Raw genomic sequence first — 19,081 nt, 5'->3', positions numbered from 1 at the left:
CCGCCGTCCCCGAGGCCGTACCAGGGACGATCTCAGGGCCGACCCTGATGTCCCGGGCGGGCCGAACGTGTGACGATCGGTGCATGTCCGCAGCCGCTCGTGTCACCGAGACCGACGAACCGCCCGTGCGCAAGCTCTACCGGAGCGCCGACGGGCGATGGCTCGGCGGTGTCGCACGCGGCCTCGCCGGCCACCTCGGGCTGCCGGTCGTCTGGGTCCGCATGGCCTTCGTGGTCATGTGCTTCCTGGACGGCCTCGGTCTCCTGATCTACGCGGCCTTCTGGATCGTCGTCCCCCTCGGCGTCGGCGGCCGGACCGCCCCCCGCCCCGTCTTCGAGACCACCCCCGACGGGCGCCGAAGACTGCGCAAGCCAGACAGGGGGCAGCTCTTCGCCCTCCTCGTGCTCGCGATCGGCGGCGCGCTCCTCATCGGGAACATAAGCGTCGACGGCGAGTCCGGACGGTACGTCTGGCCCCTGCTCCTCGTCGGCGTCGGTGTCGCCCTGGTCTGGCGCCAGGCGGACAACGCCCGTCGGGCCAGCTGGACCGACCCCGGCCGCCGCACACGCGCCTTCCAGCTCGCCCGCGGCCTCGTCGGCGTCGCCCTGGTCGGCACCGGCCTCGCCGTCTTCGTGGTGGTCCGCGGCTCCGTCGCCCAGCTCGGCACCGCGCTCACCGCAGCCGTCGCCGTCCTCACCGGCATAGCCCTGCTGGCCGGCCCCTGGCTGGTCCGGATGTCGCAGGACCTCACGGAGGAGCGGACCATGCGCATCCGCGCCCAGGAGCGTGCCGAGGTCGCCGCCCACGTCCATGACTCCGTGCTGCACACCCTCACCCTGATCCAGCGCAACGCCGAGGACGCGGGCGAGGTCCGCAGGCTCGCCCGCGCCCAGGAGCGGGAGCTGCGGAACTGGCTCTACAAGCCCGAGGGCACCGGCAGGGACGAGGAGCCCGAGACTCTCGCGGAGGCGGTGAAGAAGGCGGCTGCCGAGGTCGAGGACAAGCACGGGGTCCCGATCGAGGTGGTCGTCGTCGGCGACTGCCCGCTCGACGACGGACTGGTCGCACAGATGCAGGCCGCGCGCGAGGCGATGGTCAATGCCGCGAAGTACGGTGGCGAGGGTGGGGCCGTGCAGGTGTACGCGGAGGTCGAGGGCCGCACGGTCTTCGTCTCGGTCCGGGACCGGGGGCCGGGATTCGATCTGGACGCGGTCCCCGAGGACAGGATGGGCGTACGAGAATCGATCATCGGCCGGATGCAGCGCAACGGCGGCACGGCCCGGCTGCGGTCCGTGCCGGGCGGGGGCACCGAAGTGGAGCTTGAGATGGAGAGGGCGGACGGATGAGCGACGAGACCGGGGACACGACCGGAACCGAGGCGGGGGCGGCGGGCACCGAGCGCCGGGTGCGGGTGGTGCTCGTCGACGACCACCGGATGTTCCGTACGGGAGTGCAGGCCGAGATCGGGCGTACCGAGGTCACCGGCGTCGAGGTGGTCGGCGAGGCCGCCGACGTCGACCAGGCGGTCACCGTCATCACGGCGACCCGCCCCGAGGTCGTCCTCCTCGACGTGCACCTCCCGGGCGGCGGCGGGGTCGAGGTGCTGCGGCGCTGCGCGAGTCTGATGAGCGCGGCGGAGGACCCGGTGCGCTTCCTCGCTCTCTCCGTCTCGGACGCGGCCGAGGACGTCATCGGGGTGATCCGGGGCGGTGCCCGGGGCTATGTCACCAAGACGATCACCGGTACCGACCTGGTCGACTCGATCTTCCGGGTCCAGGAGGGCGACGCCGTCTTCTCGCCCCGGCTCGCCGGATTCGTCCTGGACGCCTTCGCGTCGACGGACGCGCCGCCGGTGGACGAGGACATGGACCGGCTGACCCAGCGGGAGCGGGAGGTGCTGCGACTGATCGCCCGGGGATACGCCTACAAGGAGATCGCCAAGCAGCTCTACATCTCGGTGAAGACGGTCGAGTCGCACGTCTCGGCGGTCCTGCGCAAGCTCCAGCTCTCCAACCGCCACGAACTGACCCGCTGGGCCACCGCCCGCCGCCTGGTCTGAGCCGCCTGCCGCCTGGTCCGAGCCGCCCGCCGGAGACCGTCGGCCGGAGACGTCAGCCCGAGACGTCAGCCCACCCGGGTCGCTCCCGCGAAGGGCATCTCGTCGATGGGGGCGACCCGTACCGGTGCGCCGGGGCGGGGGGCGTGGATCATCTGGCCGCCGCCGATGTAGAGCCCGACGTGGCTGATCCCGGAGTAGAAGAAGATCAGGTCACCGGGGGCGAGCTGGGAGCGGGAGACGCGTCGGCCCGCGTTGATCTGGGTGTACGTGGTGCGCGGCAGCGAGACGCCGGCCGCGCGCCAGGCCGCCTGGGTGAGGCCCGAGCAGTCGTACGCCGAGGGGCCCGTCGCCCCCCACACGTACGGCTTGCCGAGCTGGGCGTGGGCGAAGGAGACGGCCTGGGCGGCCCGGCCGTTCGGCGCGGTCACCGGCCCGCGATCGCCGCCCGAGGAGCGGTCGGCCCGCACGGTGGTGGTGCCGGTGGCGGGGGTGCTGCCGGTGTCCCTGCCGTCGTTCCCCGCAGAGGCGCCGGAGCCGTCGCGGCCCGCCTCGGCGGCCTCGTACCGGGCGCGTTCCTCCGCGGTCAGCCGGGCGAGCAGGGTCCGTGCCGCCCGGAGCTTGCCGAGGACGGCCGTCTTCTGCCGTCGCAGCTCCGTCTCGTGCTCGCGCAGCGCGTCCAGGTGTCCCGTCGACTCGCCGCGCAGCTGCCGTACGGCGGCGAGCTCGCGTCGTACGGCGCTGACGGCGGCCGCCTGGCGGTCCCCGGCCTTCTCGGCGAGCGCGGCCCGCTCCAGGTACTGGTCGGGGTTGGAGGTGAGGGCGAGCTGGACGGCGGGGTCGAGGCCGCCGGACCGGTACTGGGCGGCGGCCATGGCGCCGAGCCCGTCCCGCGCGGTGTTGAGCCGCTGGGTCCTGCGGGCGGCCTCGTCGCGCAGCCGCTCGAACGCGGCGCGGGCCTCGTCCGCCTTCTCCTTCGCCCCGTTGTACCGCTCGGTCGCGACCTCGGCCTCCTCGTAGAGCCGGTCGACCTTCTCCTTGACCTGGGCGGTGGTGGGACGGGGCTCGGCGTGCCCGGACCCCTCGAAGAGCGTCGCGGTCGCGGCGGAGGCGAGGGCGAGTGTGGCGGCGGTGCGGCCCGCCTGTCCACCGAGGGGCGACTGCTTGGGTTTTCGGTGTGCTGCCACGAGGGCGGGTCACATCCTCTGCCTGGGGGAAACGGGCCCGCCGGGCCGACGGCGGGCCGCACAGGGGAGACGGACCGCCGCCGGGTTTTCTCGGCGGGGGTGACCGACAACCGCCGGATCGCCGGCGGTGGTGGGGAGCCGGCCACCTGGTGAAGGACGCTAAACCTGGGGTCACACCCGGGCGGGGAGATGACCGCTATTGGCGACACTTGGCGGTCGGCGACCGATGTCGTTCGTCCCCGGCGCCGGGCCGAGGGGCATTCCGGCGCCCGTCCGACCGAAGCGAGGGTGGGTGGACCCGGCCGGAAGACGGTGCTAGGGCCCCCGTTAGGCTCCGGCCCATGGACGTACTCATCAATGTCTTCGTCGCCCTGCACATCATCGGTATCGCCTCCCTGCTGGGCGGATTCCTCACCCAGATGAAGGCGATGGGGGCCGGTACGGCCCGCTTCAGCCCCGCGATGCTGCACGGCGCGCTGACCATGCTCGTCACCGGCGTCGCGCTGGTCGGCCTGAACCAGGCGGACGACCAGACCGTCAACAACCTCAAGATCGGCATCAAGCTCGGGATCCTCGTCGTGATCCTCGCCCTCGTCTATGTCAAGCGCGACGAGGAGCGGATCGACAAGGGCCTCTTCGCCGCCGTCGGCGGTCTGACCACGGCGAACATCTTCATCGCGACCCTCTGGACCTGAGCCGTTCCACGGGGCGGTAGCACCGGGGTGTGACCGGTTCCGCAGGCCGGTGACGAAGGCGGCTCCCGAAGGCGGGCCCGGATGTCGGTGGGGCGTCCTAGACTCGTGAGGCGATGAGCAGCCTCTTTGACGACAGCTTCCTGGCCGGCCTCCAGAACCACTCCTCGGAGGAGCCCCCGCCCCACCCCGAGGACCACGAGCACGGCTCCCCGGCCGGGGAGGACGTCCCGCACGACCTCTTCGGGGAGCACTTCGACGTGCCCCCGCCCGCACGGGACACCCACTACCGCGACGGCGCCCCCCGCCCCGTCGTGGACACCGCCGCGCTCCTGGACGGGCTGAACGAGCAGCAGCGCGCCGCCGTCGTCCACACCGACACCCCGCTGCTCATCGTCGCCGGCGCCGGCTCCGGCAAGACCCGGGTGCTCACCCACCGCATCGCCCACCTGCTGGGCACGCGGCACGTGCACCCCGGCCAGATACTGGCGATCACCTTCACCAACAAGGCCGCCGGCGAGATGAAGGAGCGCGTCGAGCAGCTCGTCGGACCGCGCGCCAACGCCATGTGGGTCATGACGTTCCACAGCGCCTGCGTCCGCATCCTGCGCCGCGAGTCGAAGAAGCTCGGCTTCACCTCCTCCTTCTCGATCTACGACGCCGCCGACTCCAAGCGCCTGATGTCCCTGGTCTGCCGGGACCTGGACCTCGACCCGAAGAAGTTCCCGCCGAAGTCCTTCAGCGCCAAGATCTCGAACCTCAAGAACGAGCTGATCGACGAGGAGACCTTCGCCGACCAGGCCGTCGACGGTTTCGAGAAGACGCTCGCCGAGGCGTACCGGATGTACCAGGCGCGGCTGCGCGAGGCCAACGCCCTGGACTTCGACGACATCATCATGACGACGGTCCATCTGCTCCAGGCGTTCCCCGACGTCGCCGAGCACTACCGCCGCCGCTTCCGGCACGTCCTCGTCGACGAGTACCAGGACACCAACCACGCCCAGTACACCCTCGTGCGCGAGCTCGTCGGTACCGGCTACGAGGACCTCGGCCCGGCCGAGCTGTGCGTCGTCGGTGACGCCGACCAGTCGATCTACGCCTTCCGCGGCGCCACCATCCGCAACATCCTCCAGTTCGAGGAGGACTACCCGGACGCGACGACGATCCTCCTGGAGCAGAACTACCGCTCCACGCAGACGATCCTCTCCGCCGCCAACGCCGTCATCGAGCGCAACGAGTCCCGCCGCCCCAAGAACCTCTGGACGAACGCCGGCGCGGGCGCGCAGATCACCGGCTACGTCGCCGACACCGAGCACGACGAGGCCCAGTTCGTCGCCGACGAGATCGACCGGCTCACCGACGCGGGCGAGGCCAAGGCCGGGGACGTCGCCGTCTTCTACCGGACCAACGCCCAGTCCCGTGTCTTCGAAGAGATCTTCATCCGCGTCGGACTGCCCTACAAGGTCGTCGGCGGCGTGCGCTTCTACGAGCGCAAGGAGGTCCGGGACGTCCTCGCCTACCTGCGCGTCCTCGCCAACCCCGAGGACAACGTCCCGCTGCGCCGCATCCTCAACGTCCCCAAGCGGGGCATCGGCGAGCGCGCCGAGGCGATGATCGACGCGCTGTCGCTGCGCGAGAAGATCACCTTCCCGCAGGCCCTCAAGCGGGTCGACGAGGCGTACGGCATGGCGGCCCGCTCGGCGAACGCCGTCAAGCGGTTCAACGCGCTGATGGACGAGCTGCGCACCGTCGTCGAGTCCGGCGCCGGCCCCGCCGTCGTCCTGGAGGCCGTCCTGGAGCGCACGGGCTATCTCGCCGAGCTCCAGGCCTCGACCGACCCGCAGGACGAGACCCGGATCGAGAACCTCCAGGAACTCGCCGCCGTGGCCCTGGAGTTCGAGCAGGAGCGCGGCGAGGAGCCCGCGACCCTCGCCGAGTTCCTGGAGAAGGTCGCGCTCGTCGCCGACTCCGACCAGATCCCGGACGAGGACGAGGAGGGCCGGGGCGTCATCACGCTGATGACGCTGCACACCGCCAAGGGCCTTGAGTTCCCCGTGGTGTTCCTGACGGGCATGGAGGACGGCGTCTTCCCGCACATGCGCGCCCTCGGCCAGGCGAAGGAGCTGGAGGAGGAGCGGCGCCTCGCCTATGTGGGCATCACGCGCGCGCGGGAGCGGCTCTACCTCACGCGCTCGTCGATGCGCAGCGCCTGGGGCCAGCCTTCGTACAACCCGGCCTCGCGGTTCCTGGAGGAGATCCCGCCCGCGTATCTGGAGTGGAAGCGGACCGGTCCGATGGTGAAGCCCGCCGGGCCGACCTCGGGGATCACCTCCTCGCTCTCCTCCTCCCGCTCGCGCTCCGGCCCTTCGGGCTTCGCGACCCGGCGGGCCGGGGAGAAGCCGGTGATCTCCCTCCAGGTCGGCGACCGGGTCACGCACGACCAGTTCGGCCTCGGCACGGTCATGACGGTGACGGGTGCGGGCGCGGACGCCCAGGCGACGATCGACTTCGGTGACGAGAAGCCGAAGCGGCTGCTGCTGCGGTACGCCCCGGTCGAGAAGCTGTAGCCCCGACGGCCGCGTACGCGCGAACGGGCCCCGGCTTCGGCCGGGGCCCGCTCACGTACGGAAGGGTGGGTGAGGTCAGCTGGTCGGGTCGAGACCGTGGCTGCGCAGCCAGGCCAGCGGGTCGATCGCGTAGCCGCCGCCCGGCCGGACCTCGAAGTGCAGGTGCGGGCCGGTGGAGTTGCCGGTGTCACCGGAGTACGCGATGACGTCGCCGGCCTTCACCTGGCCGTAGCGGATCTTGGCGCTGCTGAGGTGGCAGTACCAGGTCTCGGTGCCGTCCGGGGCGGTCACGATCACCATGTTGCCGTAGGCGCTGTTGATCTGGGTGCGGACGGTGCCGTCCGTCGCGGCCATCACGGGGGTGCCGGTCTGCACGGGGAAGTCGATGCCGGTGTGCACGGACATCCAGTTGACGCCGGACTGGCCGAAGCGCGCGCTGAGCCGGTGGAGTTCCACCGGCAGCATGAACTTGGGACGCAGCGCCTCCTTGCGGGCCGCCTCCTCCTCGCGCTTCTTCTTGTCGGCCGCCTGCCGGGCCTTGAGGTCGATGCGCTCCTGGGTGCGGCTGGCGCGGTCGCCGAAGTCGCGGGCGTCGGCGCTGAGCGCGGCGAGCTGCGTGTCGAGGGCGTTGTTCGCGGCGACCTGCTTGACGGACGCCGGGTCGGCGGCGGCGAGCGCGGTCGTGTCTTCCTTCTTCCCGCTCTCGGCTCCCGCGCCGGTGAGCCCGCCGACGGAGGCGGCGGCGATGCCGGCGACGCCCATGACGCAGGCGGAGGGAACGGCGACGGTCAGCAGCGCGGACCGCTTGGCGGGGGTACGGCGCCGGCCGCGGCTGCCGTTGGAGGAGCGGCGCACGGGGCGGCCGGCGAGGGGGAGTCCGTACGGACCTCGACGGCGGGCTGGTCGTCGAGGTCGGCGTCGTGGGCCTCATGGCCCCACGGGCCTCATGGGTCTCGTGGCGGTTGCCGTGGCCGTGGTCGTCCTCGCCGTCGTCGAGTGCGACCCGGTCGTGGGCGGGCTCGAGGTCGTCGATGTCCGCGTGGGCCTCGGCGGTGCCCGCCGCGGTCTCGGGGACGTACTCGAACGCGAACTCCGCGGTGCGCTCGGGACCCGGCGTGTACTGCTGGGGCACGACCGGTTCGGCCTCCGGGGCCGCCTGGTTCCACGCGGTCGCGTCGTAGGCGCCGGTGTCGGTCGCGAAGGTGGGGGCGGCCCACTGGCCGGTCGCGTCGTAGGACTCATGGCCGTACACGCCCTGGGCGGCGTAGGCGCCCGCGTGGAGGGTCTCGTACTGGCCGGTGTGCTGCGCCTCGGTCCAGGCGGAGGCGTCCCATTGACCGGTGGTGTCGTACGCGGCGGTGGCGGCGTGCTGTGCGGCCGTCGTGTCGTACTGCCCGGTCGTCGTCTCGTACTGACCGGTCGAGGTCTCGTACGTGCCGGTGGTGTCGTAGGCGCCCGTGGTGTTCCACTGCCCGGTGGCGTCCCACTGCCCTGTGGTGTCCCACTGGCCGGTCGTGTCGTACGTGCCGGTGGCCTCGTACTGCCCGGTGGTGGTGGCGTACTGCTGCCCCGTCGTGTCGTACGTGCCGGTCGTGTCGTACTGCGTGGCGTCGTACTGGCCGGTCGTCGTCGTGCCGTACTGCTCCGTCGTCCCGTACGTGCCGGTGACGTCGTATCCGCCGAGGTTCCACTGTCCGCTCTGGTCCGCCCCGCCGTCGCCGTAGGCGCCGAAGAGAGGGTCGGTGGCGAAACTACCGGTGGAGTGGGCGCCGTCTCCGACGTACCCGGCGTGGGGGTGCTGGTCGTTCACCAACGTCTCTCTCGCCTCGGCAGCAGGACCAGTCCGGGGCGGGCCCGACGAGGGGTGTCCCGGGGGTAAGCAGTGGCGCGACTGTACCCGGCGGTATGCGCGGCCGACAATCTTCGGCGGGGTTTGAGTCCGTAGGAAACGGGCAATCGGCTGTGTTTCGCCAGCTCATGGAGAGAGCTTTGGCCTTGTGTTCGAGGAACGTTCGAAGAACGGTCTCGGAGTGTCACGCCACGGACGTGGCGCCCGGTCCCTCCCCGCGCGCCGCCGGGGCCTCCCAGCCGTCCGCGTCGAGGGCCTCCCGGACCCCGGCGGCCACCGTCGGATGCACCGGCAGCGCGAGATGGCCGATCCCGCTGACCCGCACGTTGTGCACGAGCAGGTCGGGGTGGTCGAGCCGCGCCGTCTCCACCGGCACCATGATCTGGTCCAGATCGCTCCAGAAACTCACGAACCGGGTCCGGCAGCCGGCCGACGGCCCGGCGAGCTCCCGCAGCACCTCCGAACCCGGCCGCATCTGCCGCACCAGCGGATGCGCGTCGGCGAGCGGGGCCACGGTCGTGCCCGAGTGCGGGGTGCCGAGCATGGCCAGGGTGCGCACCCGGCTGTCACCACCGAGCCGCTGTACGTAATAGCGGGCGATGAGCCCGCCCAGACTGTGCCCGACGATGTCGACCTCGGCGTGTCCCGTACGGGCGCGGATCTCGTCCACCCGGCGGCCGAGCAGCTCGGCGGCGGCCCGCAGGTCGCAGGTGAGCGGTGAGTAGTTGAGTGACTCGACACAGTCACGGCCGCCGTTCCGCGTGAGGGAGCGGCGCAGGACGACGAAGACCGAGCGGTTGTCCACGAAACCGTGCAGCAGCACGACCGGGCGCCGGCCCGTGCTCGGGGTGACCGACGGGGGAGCGGTGGGCGCGAGGCGCTCGGCCACGATCCCGGAGGGGTAGAGGACGAGATGCCCGGTGAGGATCGCGAGCTCGAGGGCGGTGGCTTTCATCAGGGCGGTGACCTTGGTGAGCTCCATGGCCGACCTCCCGAACGGCACGCGGGGCCGAACGGTACGCCGGTACGCCGCGCCCCCGCGCCGCACGGACGGCGGCACGGAGGCGCGGCGACCTCGTCGCGGCTCCCTTCGCGACCGTGCCCCGCTTGCGGCTGGTGGGCCCAGGAGGAGGGCCCGAAAGCGGGGTACGGCGCAGAGCGAACATGTCCCACGTGTGATTTCCCCCTCGCTCGCCGCCGCGAAACAGCCGGGTGCGAGATGCTGGGGATAACGTTCGTTCACCTCCCCGGCAAAGACGCGCGGGGGTCGCATGTGGAGGCAGTGATGGGTGTGACCGGTCCGATCCGCGTGGTGGTTGCCAAGCCGGGTCTCGACGGCCACGATCGCGGGGCCAAGGTGATCGCGCGGGCACTCCGCGACGCCGGTATGGAGGTCATCTACACCGGACTCCACCAGACGCCCGAGCAGATCGTCGACACCGCGATCCAGGAGGACGCCGACGCGATCGGCCTCTCGATCCTCTCGGGCGCGCACAACACGCTGTTCGTGAAGGTCCTGGAGCTTCTCAAGGACCGTGACGCCGAGGACATCAAGGTCTTCGGCGGCGGCATCATCCCCGACGGGGACATCGCGCCGCTGAAGGAGAAGGGTGTGGCGGAGATCTTCACGCCGGGCGCGACGACCGCGTCCATCGTCGACTGGGTGAACGCGAACGTCCGCGTGGCCGCGTAATCCGTTTCGGCGATACGCGCCCCAGGCCTTGAAGGGCCCTTCCGTACGGGAGGGCCCTTCGGCATGCCGGGGCGGTGCCGTACCGCCCCCGCGCCGGGTCCGTACTAGGGAGCCGGTTCCGTGAGTTCGGCTCTCATCGCCTCGCGCAGCCGCAGCGTGGAGACCAGGCGCTGGAACGCCTCGGACCAATAGCCGCCCGCGCCGGGGGAGATGTCCTCCGCCTCCTCGGGCCGGGCCGTCAGGGACTCCAGCTGCTGGGCCGCCTCGGGGGCGAGGCAGCGCTCCGCGAGCCCCATCACCCCGCTGAAGCTCCACGGGTAACTGCCCGCCTCCCGCGCGATGTCGAGCGCGTCGACCACCGCCGCGCCGAGCGGCTCCGCCCACGGCACCTCGCAGACGCCGAGCAGCTGGAAAACGCCTCCGAGAGGCCGTGGGCCGCGATGAACGACCCGACCCAGCGCGCCCGTTCCGCCGGCGGCAGTGTCGACAGGAGCTGGGCCCGCTCGGCCAGCGACGACGTGCCGGGGCCCGTCGCGGGCGGGGTCGCCGGAGAGCCGAGCAGCGCCCGCGACCAGGCCGCGTCCCGCTGACGTACGGCCGCCCGGCACCAGGCCGCGTGCAGCTCGCTCTGCCAGTCGTCGGCGACCGGAAGCGCCACGATCTCCTCCGGGCCGCGCCCCCGAACCTCGGCGGCCAGCAGGACAACGGCGCGGCCTCGACGAGCTGGCCCAGCCACCAGGACCGCTCGCCCCGGCCGGCGGGCGGTGTCGCCGCGAGGCCGTCCCGCTGCATGGCCGAGTCGCACTCGTGCGGGGCCTCCACGGTGATCGTGGGCACCTCCGCCGTCCGGTCGAGACCGACGCAGGTGACCGCCCGGCCCGCCATCCGGCCCGCGAGCGCCGAGGCCGGCAGGGCGGAGAGCAGCTCGGCGGCGGTGGCACGGACATTGCGGCTGCGGTCGCCGAGGGCCTCCTCCAGGAACTCCTCGTCCGCGCCGGACAGGCCGGTCCGCAGCGAGTCGAGGAACATCAGCCGGTCCTCCGCCCGTTCGGCGGACCAGGTGGACGCGAGGAGGGCGAGACCGGCCGCCGGGTCATGTGTCCGTACGGCGCCGAGCAGGGCGACCCGCTCGGCGAACAGGCCCTCGTCCCACAGGCCGCGCACACCCTCCTGGTCCCCGGGGTCCGGGAGGGAGCTGCCCGCGCCCGCGCCGCGCAGGGCGAACCGCCACTCGGGGTTGAGCCGGGCCAGCCACAGGCCGCGCGGCCCGGCCAGCTGAAGGGCCTGGGGCCGCAGATCGGTGCGCGCCCTGGCCGCGTCGAGGAGGGCGGGCAGGGTGGCGGCCGGCGCCCTGTAACCCCGCTCGTTGGCGAGGGCGAGCCACTGCGGGAGCAGTTCGGCCAGGTCGGGCGCGGCCCCGCGCCGCCCGGTGGGCGACGGCGCGGCCCGGCCGGCGAGCAACTGGTCGAGCCGCCGCCGCGCCGCCCCCGGCAGCGGCCCGCGATGGTCCTCGGGCGCGGGCTCCGGCGGTGGCGCGGCGGGCCCGGGTCGCAGTCCCGCCCTGCGTCGTACGGTGTGCAGCGCGGCGGCGTCGAGCAGGGCACCCGGCAGGTCACCGCGCGGCAGACCGGCGAGCCGGGCGGGCGCCCGGCGGTCCGTACCGAGCAGGGCCGAGGTGGCGAGCTCCTCCCAGACGCCGTCCTCCGTGGTTTCGGCCGTCCGGGCTCCGTCCTCCCGGAGAAGCGCGGCGGTCGTCGGGGTCGTCGTGTCCGTCTCCATCGGGGTCCTCCGGTCGGACGGTGTTCCGTGGGCGGGGGTCATATGAGAGGGACCGTTTCTCCCGGGGTCTCCGGGGACCAGGCGGCGAGGGGGTGAACCCCCGGTGCCCGCACTCCCCGAAGACCGTCACCGGGGCCCCGCCGGGGACAGGGCGACCAGGCGCCAGAGTCCGGGACGGGACTGGGCGGCGGGGGTCAGCGGCAGCGCCTCGCGGCCGTCCGCGTCGGCGAGCTGCCAGCCGTACTCCGCGCGCGCGGGAACGACCCCGGTCAGCGTCACGGGCCAGGAGTCCAGCCACGGGTCCTCGCGCAGCGCGCGGCCGTACGCGTCGAGGGCCGCGCCCACCGGTCCGCCCGGCGGCGGGGCGGCGGGGCCCTCGACCGGGACGAACTGCTCGCCGGGCTCCGCGCGCAGTTGACCGGAGCCCGCGTGCGGGGTCACCTCGCCGTCGAGCACCGCGCCCACGGGGAGCGACAGTCCGGGAGCTCTCCCCGCCGCGCCGAAGGACAGCAGGAGCGCCGTGCGCCCGCTCGCCGTGCCGTGCAGCCATACGCGCCGGGTGGTCAGCCGGGCGTCGGCCGCGTCGTACTGCGCGAGCACCAGCCAGTGGTCGCGCACCGGGACGCCGTCGACCGGGGCGGTGAGGCCGACCCGGGTCCGTACGGTCGTCGCGAAGGGCGCCGGCAGCCGGTCCGCGCTGAGCCAGGCGCGGTCGAGGAGGTGGGTCAGCGCGCACTCCTCCAGGAGCCGCAGCGGCCAGCCGGGTCCCGAGCCCGGTATCGACCCCAACTCCCTGACCCGGCCCGCGAGTCCCGGCGCCTGCGCGTCGACCATCCGGGCCGCAGTCTCCTCCCACAGCCCGTACCCCCGCTGCTCGGCCGCCGCCAGGCCGCCGCGCAGCAGGTCGGCGAGCCGCTGCTCCAACTCCTCGGCGCCCGAGGTGATCCGGGCGGCTCTCCGCTCGGCCCTGCGGCGCGCCGCCTCGGGATCCGTCGGGCCCCCGGGACCACCGCCCTCGCTCTGCCGGGCCGCGCTCCCGGCCCGCGCGCGGCGCGCCGCGAGCCACCGTCCGGCCCAGTCGGGCGCGGCGGTCTCCTCGCTCTCCGTCCCGTCCGAGGCCTGGAGCAGGAGCAGACCGAGCGCGTGCTTGCACGGGACTTACGGCTGGGGCACTCGCACAGGTACGCGGGCCCCGTCGTGTCGACGACCGTCCGGTACGGCACGCGGCCGCTGCCCTTGCACAGGCCCCAGACCGCACCCTCGCCGCTGCCTCTGCCCGACCACGGTCCGGCCGTGCCGAGCTTGCTCCCCGCTCTGCGCGACGCGTCGTCAGGAGCCAGTGCCAGCACCTGCTCAGCCGTCCAGCGCACCCCCATGGCATTCATGTCCTCGACGGTAGAGGCCGCCACTGACAACGCCTGCGGCCTGGGATTCCGGGCTCGGAGGGAGGCCGGGGCAAGAGAGCGCTTTACTCTTCCTTTACGATTCTTCGCGCGGGTTCAACCGACTCGCACGAACCGTCCAGGGGGAACCCGTATGAAGCGCACCGCCCGCACCGCCGTCTCGGCCCTCGCCGTCGCCGGCCTCGCCCTAGGCCTCGGCGCCTGCTCCGAGGCCGCCGAGAAGGCCGTCGACCAGGTCGACAAGTCCGTGAACGAGACCTACGAGGTCACGTACGAGGTCACCGGCAAGGGCATCGAGTCCATCGGCTACCACGCGGGCGACGGCACCGCGATGGAGCCGAAGGTCGAGTCGGAGAAGAACCCGACCACGCCGTGGAAGAAGACCGTGAAGCTGAAGGGCATCATGCCGCCGGCCGTCATGCCGGTCTCGCTCACCCCCACCGACCTCACCTGCAAGGTCATCTACCAGGGCAAGGTCATCAAGGAGGCCAAGGCCGAGGAGGCCGTCGCCGGCGGCTGCGTCGCCGTCTCCCCGGTCGTGGGCTGAGCCACGGGGGCGGGCTTCGGCGCCGCCTCGCCGACCTTCGAGGGGGACCTGACCCGTCCTCACCCCTCCAACAGCCCCTGACCAGCGGTGACATCCGATTGTCAGTGGCATGGTGCACGGTGGATCCCACAGCAGATCGAACGATCTGGAGGGGGATCCATGCCCGTGCCCGAAACCATCGCGCAGCCCCGTTCCGGTGTCGAGACGGACACCGGACCGGGGGAGCCGCAGACCGTGACCGAGGTCCTGCGGCCGCACGCGGAGCACGCCTTCGCCGACGAACTCGCCGCGCTCGCCGCCGCCGACGACCGGCCCCGACCCGCCCGCTGGCGCCTCTCGCCGTGGGCCGTCGCCACCTATCTCCTCGGCGGCACCCTCCCCGACGGGACGGTGATCACGCCCAAGTACGTGGGACCGCGCCGCATCGTCGAGGTCGCCGTCACCACCCTCGTCACCGACCGGGCACTGCTCCTGCTCGGCGTGCCCGGCACCGCCAAGACCTGGGTCTCCGAGCACCTCGCCGCCGCCGTCAGCGGCGACTCGACCCTCCTCGTCCAGGGCACCGCCGGCACCCCCGAGGAGGCCGTCCGGTACGGCTGGAACTACGCCCAGTTGCTCGCTCACGGCCCCAGCCGGGACGCCCTCGTGCCGAGCCCCGTGATGCGGGCGATGGCGCAGGGCATGACCGCGCGCGTCGAGGAGCTCACCCGTATCCCGGCCGACGTGCAGGACACGCTCATCACCATCCTGTCCGAGAAGACCCTCCCCCTCCCCGAGCTGGGCCAGGAGGTGCAGGCCGTCCCCGGCTTCAACCTGATCGCCACGGCCAACGACCGGGACCGGGGCGTCAACGAACTCTCCAGCGCGCTGCGCCGCCGCTTCAACACGGTGGTCCTGCCGCTGCCCGCGACCCCCGAGGCCGAGGTCGACATCGTCGCCCGCCGCGTCGAGCAGCTCGGCCGCTCCCTCGCCCTGCCGGCCGTCCCGGCCGGCGTCGACGAGATCCGTCGGGTCGTCACCGTCTTCCGCGAACTGCGGGACGGGGTCACCACCGACGGCCGGACGCGGGTCAAGTCCCCCTCGGGGACGCTGTCCACGGCCGAGGCGATCTCCGTCGTCACCGGCGGCCTCGCGCTCGCCGCCCACTTCGGCGACGGGGTCCTGCGTCCGGCGGACATCGCGGCGGGCATCCTCGGCGCGGTCGTCCGTGACCCGGCGGCCGACCGGGTCGTCTGGCAGGAGTACCTGGAGACGGTGGTCAGGGAGCGGGACGGCTGGAAGGACTTCTACCGCGCCTGCCGCGAGGTGAGCGGATGACGTCCACGTCCACGCCCACGATGACGGCCGGGGCCACTTCCACGGCCGGGGCCGCCTCCACGGCCGAGGGCGCCTGCACGGCTGCCTCCGCCTCCGCCTCCACGTCCGGCCGTGGCCTCCCCCGTGGGCCGCTCGTGCTCGGGGTGCGGCACCACGGGCCCGGCTCCGCGCGGGGTGTGCGGGCCGCGCTCGACGCGGCCGAGCCCGCCGTCGTGCTCATCGAAGGCCCCGCCGAGGCCGACGCGCTCGTGGCGCTCGCCGGGGACCCCGACATGCGGCCACCGGTCGCGCTGCTCGCCCATGCCGTGGACGACCCCGGGCGGGCCGCGTTCTGGCCGATGGCCGCGTTCTCGCCCGAGTGGGTCGCGATCCGCTGGTCCCTCGACCGGGGCGCCGCCGTGCGGTTCATCGACCTGCCCGCCGCCCACACCCTGGCCGCCGCCGACCCCACCTGGGACGACGGGGAGGACGAGGTCGCCGGGGGCGGCCTGCGGATCGACCCGGTCGCCGAACTCGCCGGGGCCGCCGGGTACGAGGACGCCGAGCGCTGGTGGGAGGACGTCGTCGAACTGCGCGGCGACGACGACCCCACCGCCCCCTTCGAGGCCCTCGCCGAGGCGATGGGCGCGCTCCGTGAGGCGTACGGGCACGGCGGGCATCCCCGCGACCTGGTCCGCGAGGCCCATATGCGGATCCGGCTGCGCGCCGCCCGCAAGGAGTTCGGCGACGACGCCGTCGCCGTCGTCTGTGGCGCCTGGCACGTCCCCGCCCTCCGCCGGAAGACCACCGTCGCCGCCGACCGGGCCCTGCTCAAGGGCCTGCCCAAGGTGAAGACCGAGATGACCTGGGTCCCCTGGACCCACCGCAGGCTCGCCCGCCGCTCGGGGTACGGCGCCGGGATCGAGGCGCCCGGCTGGTACGCGCACCTCTTCGCCGCCCCCGACCGGCCCGTCGAGCGGTGGATGACCAAGGTCGCCGGACTCCTCAGGGCCGAGGACCACCTGGTCTCCTCCGCCCATGTCATCGAGGCCGTCCGGCTCGCCCAGACCCTCGCCGCCCTGCGCGGCCGCCCGCTCCCCGGCCTCGACGAGACGACCGACGCCGTCCGCGCCGTGCTCTGCGAGGGCTCCGACGTTCCGCTGGACCTCGTCCGGGACCGCCTCGTCGTCGGCGACGTCCTCGGCGAGGTCCCGGCCGGCGCCCCCGCCGTACCCCTCCAGCGCGATCTGGCCCGCCGTCAGCGCACCCTGCGCCTCAAGCCCGAGGCCACCGAGCGCGACCTCGATCTCGACCTCCGCAAGGACATGGACGGGGAGCGCAGCCGACTGCTGCACCGGCTGCGGCTCCTCGGCGTCGGCTGGGGCGAACCGGCCTCCGGCCGCTCCGGCACCGGCACCTTCCGGGAGACGTGGCGGCTGCGCTGGGAGCCGGAGCTGCACGTCCAGGTCGCCGAGGCCGGTGTCTGGGGCACCACCGTCGAGGCCGCCGCCACCGCCCGGGCCGGCTCCCGGGCCCTGGCGGCGAAGGCCCTCGCCGACGTCACCGCCCTCGCCGAGCAGTGCCTCCTCGCCGGGCTCACCGACGCGCTCCCCGTCGTCATGCGGGCGCTCGCCGACCGGGCCGCGCTCGACACCGACGTCGGCCATCTCGCCCAGGCCCTGCCCGCCCTCGCCCGCTCCCTGCGCTACGGCGACGTCCGGGGCACCGAGACGGCGGCCCTCGCCGAGGTCGCCGCCGGTCTCGCCGAACGGATCTGCGTCGGCCTGCCGCCCGCCTGTGCGGGGCTCGACACCGACGCGGCCGCCGCCATGCGCGAGCGGATCGACGAGGTGCACCAGGCCCTCGCCCTGCTGCCCGGAGCGGACGGGCTGACCGACCGCTGGGCCGGCGTCCTGCACCGCTCGCCGACCGCGACCGGATCCCGGGCGTCCTCAGGGGCCGCGCCGCCCGGCTCCTCCTGGACGAGGGCCGGATCGCCACCGCCGAGGCCGCCCTCCTCATGAGCCGCGCCCTCTCGCCCGGCACCCCGCCGTCCGACGCCGCCGCCTGGATCGACGGCTTCGCCGGCGGGGCCTCGGGCGGCGGGCTGCTCCTGGTCCACGACGAGCGGCTCCTCGGACTGGTCGACGACTGGCTGACGGGCGTCCCGCCGGAGGCCTTCACCGATGTCCTGCCGCTGCTGCGGCGCACCTTCTCCGGATACGAGCCGGGCGTACGCCGCACCCTCGGCGAGCTGGTCGCCCGTGGCCCGCAGGCCGGCGGCCCCGGGCACACCCTCCCGGGCGCCCCCGGTTTCGCGCCCGCCCCCGACCGGGACCGGGCGGACGCCGTGCTGCCCCTCCTCCATCTCGTCCTCGGCAAGGAGGCCCTCGTATGAGCACCGGCACGACCACCGGCACGACCACCGCCACGACCACGGGCACCACCACGCGCACGGGGGCGGTGACGGACGACGAGCGGCTGCGCCGCTGGCGGCTCGTCCTCGGCGGCGGGGAGGCCGACGGAACCGGCCGTGCGCTCACCGGCACCGACGCCGCCATGGACGGAGCCCTCACCGCGCTCTACGGCCGCACGAGCCAGGGCGGCGACCGCACCGGACGGGACCGCTCGGCCGGACTCGGGGCCTCGGCGCCCTCCGTCGCCCGCTGGCTCGGCGACATCCGCACGTACTTCCCCAGCTCCGTCGTCCAGGTCATGCAGCGCGACGCGATCGACCGCCTCGGTCTCGCCACGCTGCTCCTGGAGCCGGAGATGCTGGAGGCCGTCGAGGCGGACGTCCATCTCGTCGGCACCCTGCTCTCCCTCCACAAGGCCATGCCCGAGACGACCAGGGAGACCGCGCGGGCCGTCGTCCGGAAGGTCGTCGACGACCTGGAGAAGCGCCTCGCCACCCGCCCGCGCGACCCTCACCGGCGCCCTCGACCGCTCCGCCCGCATCAGCCGCCCCCGCCACCGGGACATCGACTGGGACCGGACCATCCGCGCCAACCTCAAGAACTATCTGCCCGAGCACCGCACGGTCGTCCCCGAGCGGCTGATCGGCCACGGGCGGGCCTCGCAGGCGATACGGAAGGAGGTCGTGCTCTGCGTCGACCAGTCCGGCTCCATGGCCGCCTCCATCGTCCACGCCTCCGTCTTCGGCGCCGTACTCGCCTCCATGCGGTCGATCGCCACCCGGCTCGTCGTCTTCGACACCGCCGTCGTGGACCTGACCGACCGGCTCGACGACCCCGTCGACGTCCTCTTCGGCACCCAGCTCGGCGGCGGCACCGACATCAACCGCGCCCTCGCCCACTGCCAGTCGAAGATCACCCGCCCCGCCGACACCGTGGTCGTCCTCATCAGCGATCTGTACGAGGGAGGCATCCGCGACGAGATGCTGAAGCGGGTCGGCGATGAAGGCCTCCGGCGTCCAGTTCATCGCGCTGCTCGCCCTCTCCGACGAGGGCGCCCCGGCGTACGACCGCGACCACGCGGCGGCGCTCGCCGCGCTCGGCGCCCCCGCCTTCGCCTGTACCCCCGACCTGTTCCCGGAGATCATGGCCGCCGCCCTGGAGAAGCGCCCGCTGCCGATACCCACGGCCTGACCGATACCCACAGCCTGACCGATACCCACGGTCTGACCGATACCCACGGCCTGACCGACCCGACGCGAGTACGGAATTCGTCGTCGCGGCACCACCCGCACGGGTGTCCAGGGCCTCACTGAGTCCCATATCACACACGCCTCCGAACGGCCCTCACCCGCATCCCCGGCGCGTCGTGAGGGGCCGGGAGGCCAAGCCCCGCCTGCCGCGAACGCCGCACGTCGCCACCTCGCAACCCGTACGGACGACCCCGTGGCCCCTACATCCTGTGACCCGTATCACCGCTCTGTTGTGATCTGCGATTTAGGGACCTACGGCCCTCGGCGATAACCTGCGAGACGGACATGCCGCGTCCACGGACACCGTGTACGCCTCCCTTGTGACAGTGCAGTCACGTTGCCCTT

9 protein-coding genes and 5 pseudogenes are annotated in these 19,081 nt (G+C 73.4%); 9 read left to right on the top strand and 5 right to left on the bottom strand.

The genetic code is table 11. The annotated features are described in order from the left end of the window. The first annotated feature begins 83 nt into the window (after positions 1–83). On the top strand, positions 84–1,346 hold the full coding sequence (locus tag N5875_RS15420; RefSeq protein ID WP_318208748.1) for a PspC domain-containing protein: 1,263 nt from the start codon (positions 84–86) through the stop codon (positions 1,344–1,346). Next, positions 1,343–2,059, top strand: coding sequence for a response regulator transcription factor (locus N5875_RS15415; protein WP_318208749.1), 717 nt, complete (start codon positions 1,343–1,345; stop codon positions 2,057–2,059). The genes N5875_RS15420 and N5875_RS15415 overlap by 4 nt, the downstream gene beginning before the upstream one ends. A gap of 65 nt (positions 2,060–2,124) precedes the next feature. Here N5875_RS15415 and N5875_RS15410 read toward each other — a convergent pair whose 3' ends face one another. Next, positions 2,125–3,243, bottom strand: coding sequence for an NlpC/P60 family protein (locus N5875_RS15410; RefSeq protein WP_338494369.1), 1,119 nt, complete (start codon positions 3,241–3,243; stop codon positions 2,125–2,127). Between the two features lie 341 nt (positions 3,244–3,584). Here N5875_RS15410 and N5875_RS15405 point away from each other — a divergent pair, with 341 nt between their 5' ends. Next, complete coding sequence (locus N5875_RS15405) at positions 3,585–3,938, top strand: hypothetical protein (protein WP_338494367.1); 354 nt, start codon at positions 3,585–3,587, stop codon at positions 3,936–3,938. 113 nt (positions 3,939–4,051) lie between these two features. Beyond that, complete coding sequence (gene pcrA, locus N5875_RS15400) at positions 4,052–6,502, top strand: DNA helicase PcrA (RefSeq protein WP_318208752.1); 2,451 nt, start codon at positions 4,052–4,054, stop codon at positions 6,500–6,502. A 75-nt stretch (positions 6,503–6,577) separates the two neighbouring features. Here the strand turns inward: pcrA and N5875_RS15395 are convergent. Together N5875_RS15395 and N5875_RS15390 are read right to left on the bottom strand one after the other, a co-directional pair. Then, positions 6,578–8,315 (bottom strand): annotated as a pseudogene (locus N5875_RS15395) (M23 family metallopeptidase). Positions 8,316–8,535: 220 nt separating this feature from the next. Further along, positions 8,536–9,333, bottom strand: a complete 798-nt coding sequence (locus N5875_RS15390) for an alpha/beta fold hydrolase (protein WP_338494366.1) — start codon at positions 9,331–9,333, stop codon at positions 8,536–8,538. Positions 9,334–9,636: 303 nt separating this feature from the next. On the opposite strand from N5875_RS15390, the gene N5875_RS15385 reads away from it, so the two are divergent. After that, positions 9,637–10,044 carry a cobalamin B12-binding domain-containing protein gene (locus tag N5875_RS15385; protein WP_073910412.1) on the top strand — a complete coding sequence of 136 codons (408 nt, stop codon included), beginning with the start codon at positions 9,637–9,639 and terminating at the stop codon, positions 10,042–10,044. Positions 10,045–10,148: 104 nt separating this feature from the next. Here N5875_RS15385 and N5875_RS15380 read toward each other — a convergent pair. Beyond that, positions 10,149–11,865, bottom strand: a pseudogene (locus N5875_RS15380) (DUF5691 domain-containing protein). Beyond that, positions 11,862–13,208: pseudogene (locus N5875_RS15375) on the bottom strand (SWIM zinc finger family protein). Before N5875_RS15375 ends, N5875_RS15380 begins: the two co-directional pseudogenes overlap by 4 nt. A 151-nt stretch (positions 13,209–13,359) precedes the next feature. Between N5875_RS15375 and N5875_RS15370 the strand changes: the two are divergent. The 4 genes and pseudogenes from N5875_RS15370 (at position 13,360) to N5875_RS15355 (ending at position 18,677) form a co-directional block, all read left to right on the top strand. After that, positions 13,360–13,773, top strand: a complete 414-nt coding sequence (locus N5875_RS15370) for a hypothetical protein (RefSeq protein ID WP_318208757.1) — start codon at positions 13,360–13,362, stop codon at positions 13,771–13,773. A gap of 159 nt (positions 13,774–13,932) precedes the next feature. Continuing rightward, entirely contained in the window at positions 13,933–15,090 is a 1,158-nt protein-coding gene (locus N5875_RS15365; protein WP_338494362.1) for an AAA family ATPase, read from the top strand. A gap of 143 nt (positions 15,091–15,233) precedes the next feature. Further along, a pseudogene (locus tag N5875_RS15360) lies at positions 15,234–17,467 on the top strand (DUF5682 family protein). Continuing rightward, positions 17,464–18,677: pseudogene (locus N5875_RS15355) on the top strand (VWA domain-containing protein). Before N5875_RS15360 ends, N5875_RS15355 begins: the two co-directional pseudogenes overlap by 4 nt. Positions 18,678–19,081: the final 404 nt, after the last annotated feature.

The sequence above is a fragment of the Streptomyces sp. SJL17-4 genome (genome assembly GCF_036826855.1).
In the GTDB taxonomy this organism is placed as follows: Bacteria; Actinomycetota; Actinomycetes; order Streptomycetales; family Streptomycetaceae; genus Streptomyces.
Note: the sequence above shows the minus strand (reverse complement) of the source record. Positions and strands in the feature narration are given on the sequence as shown.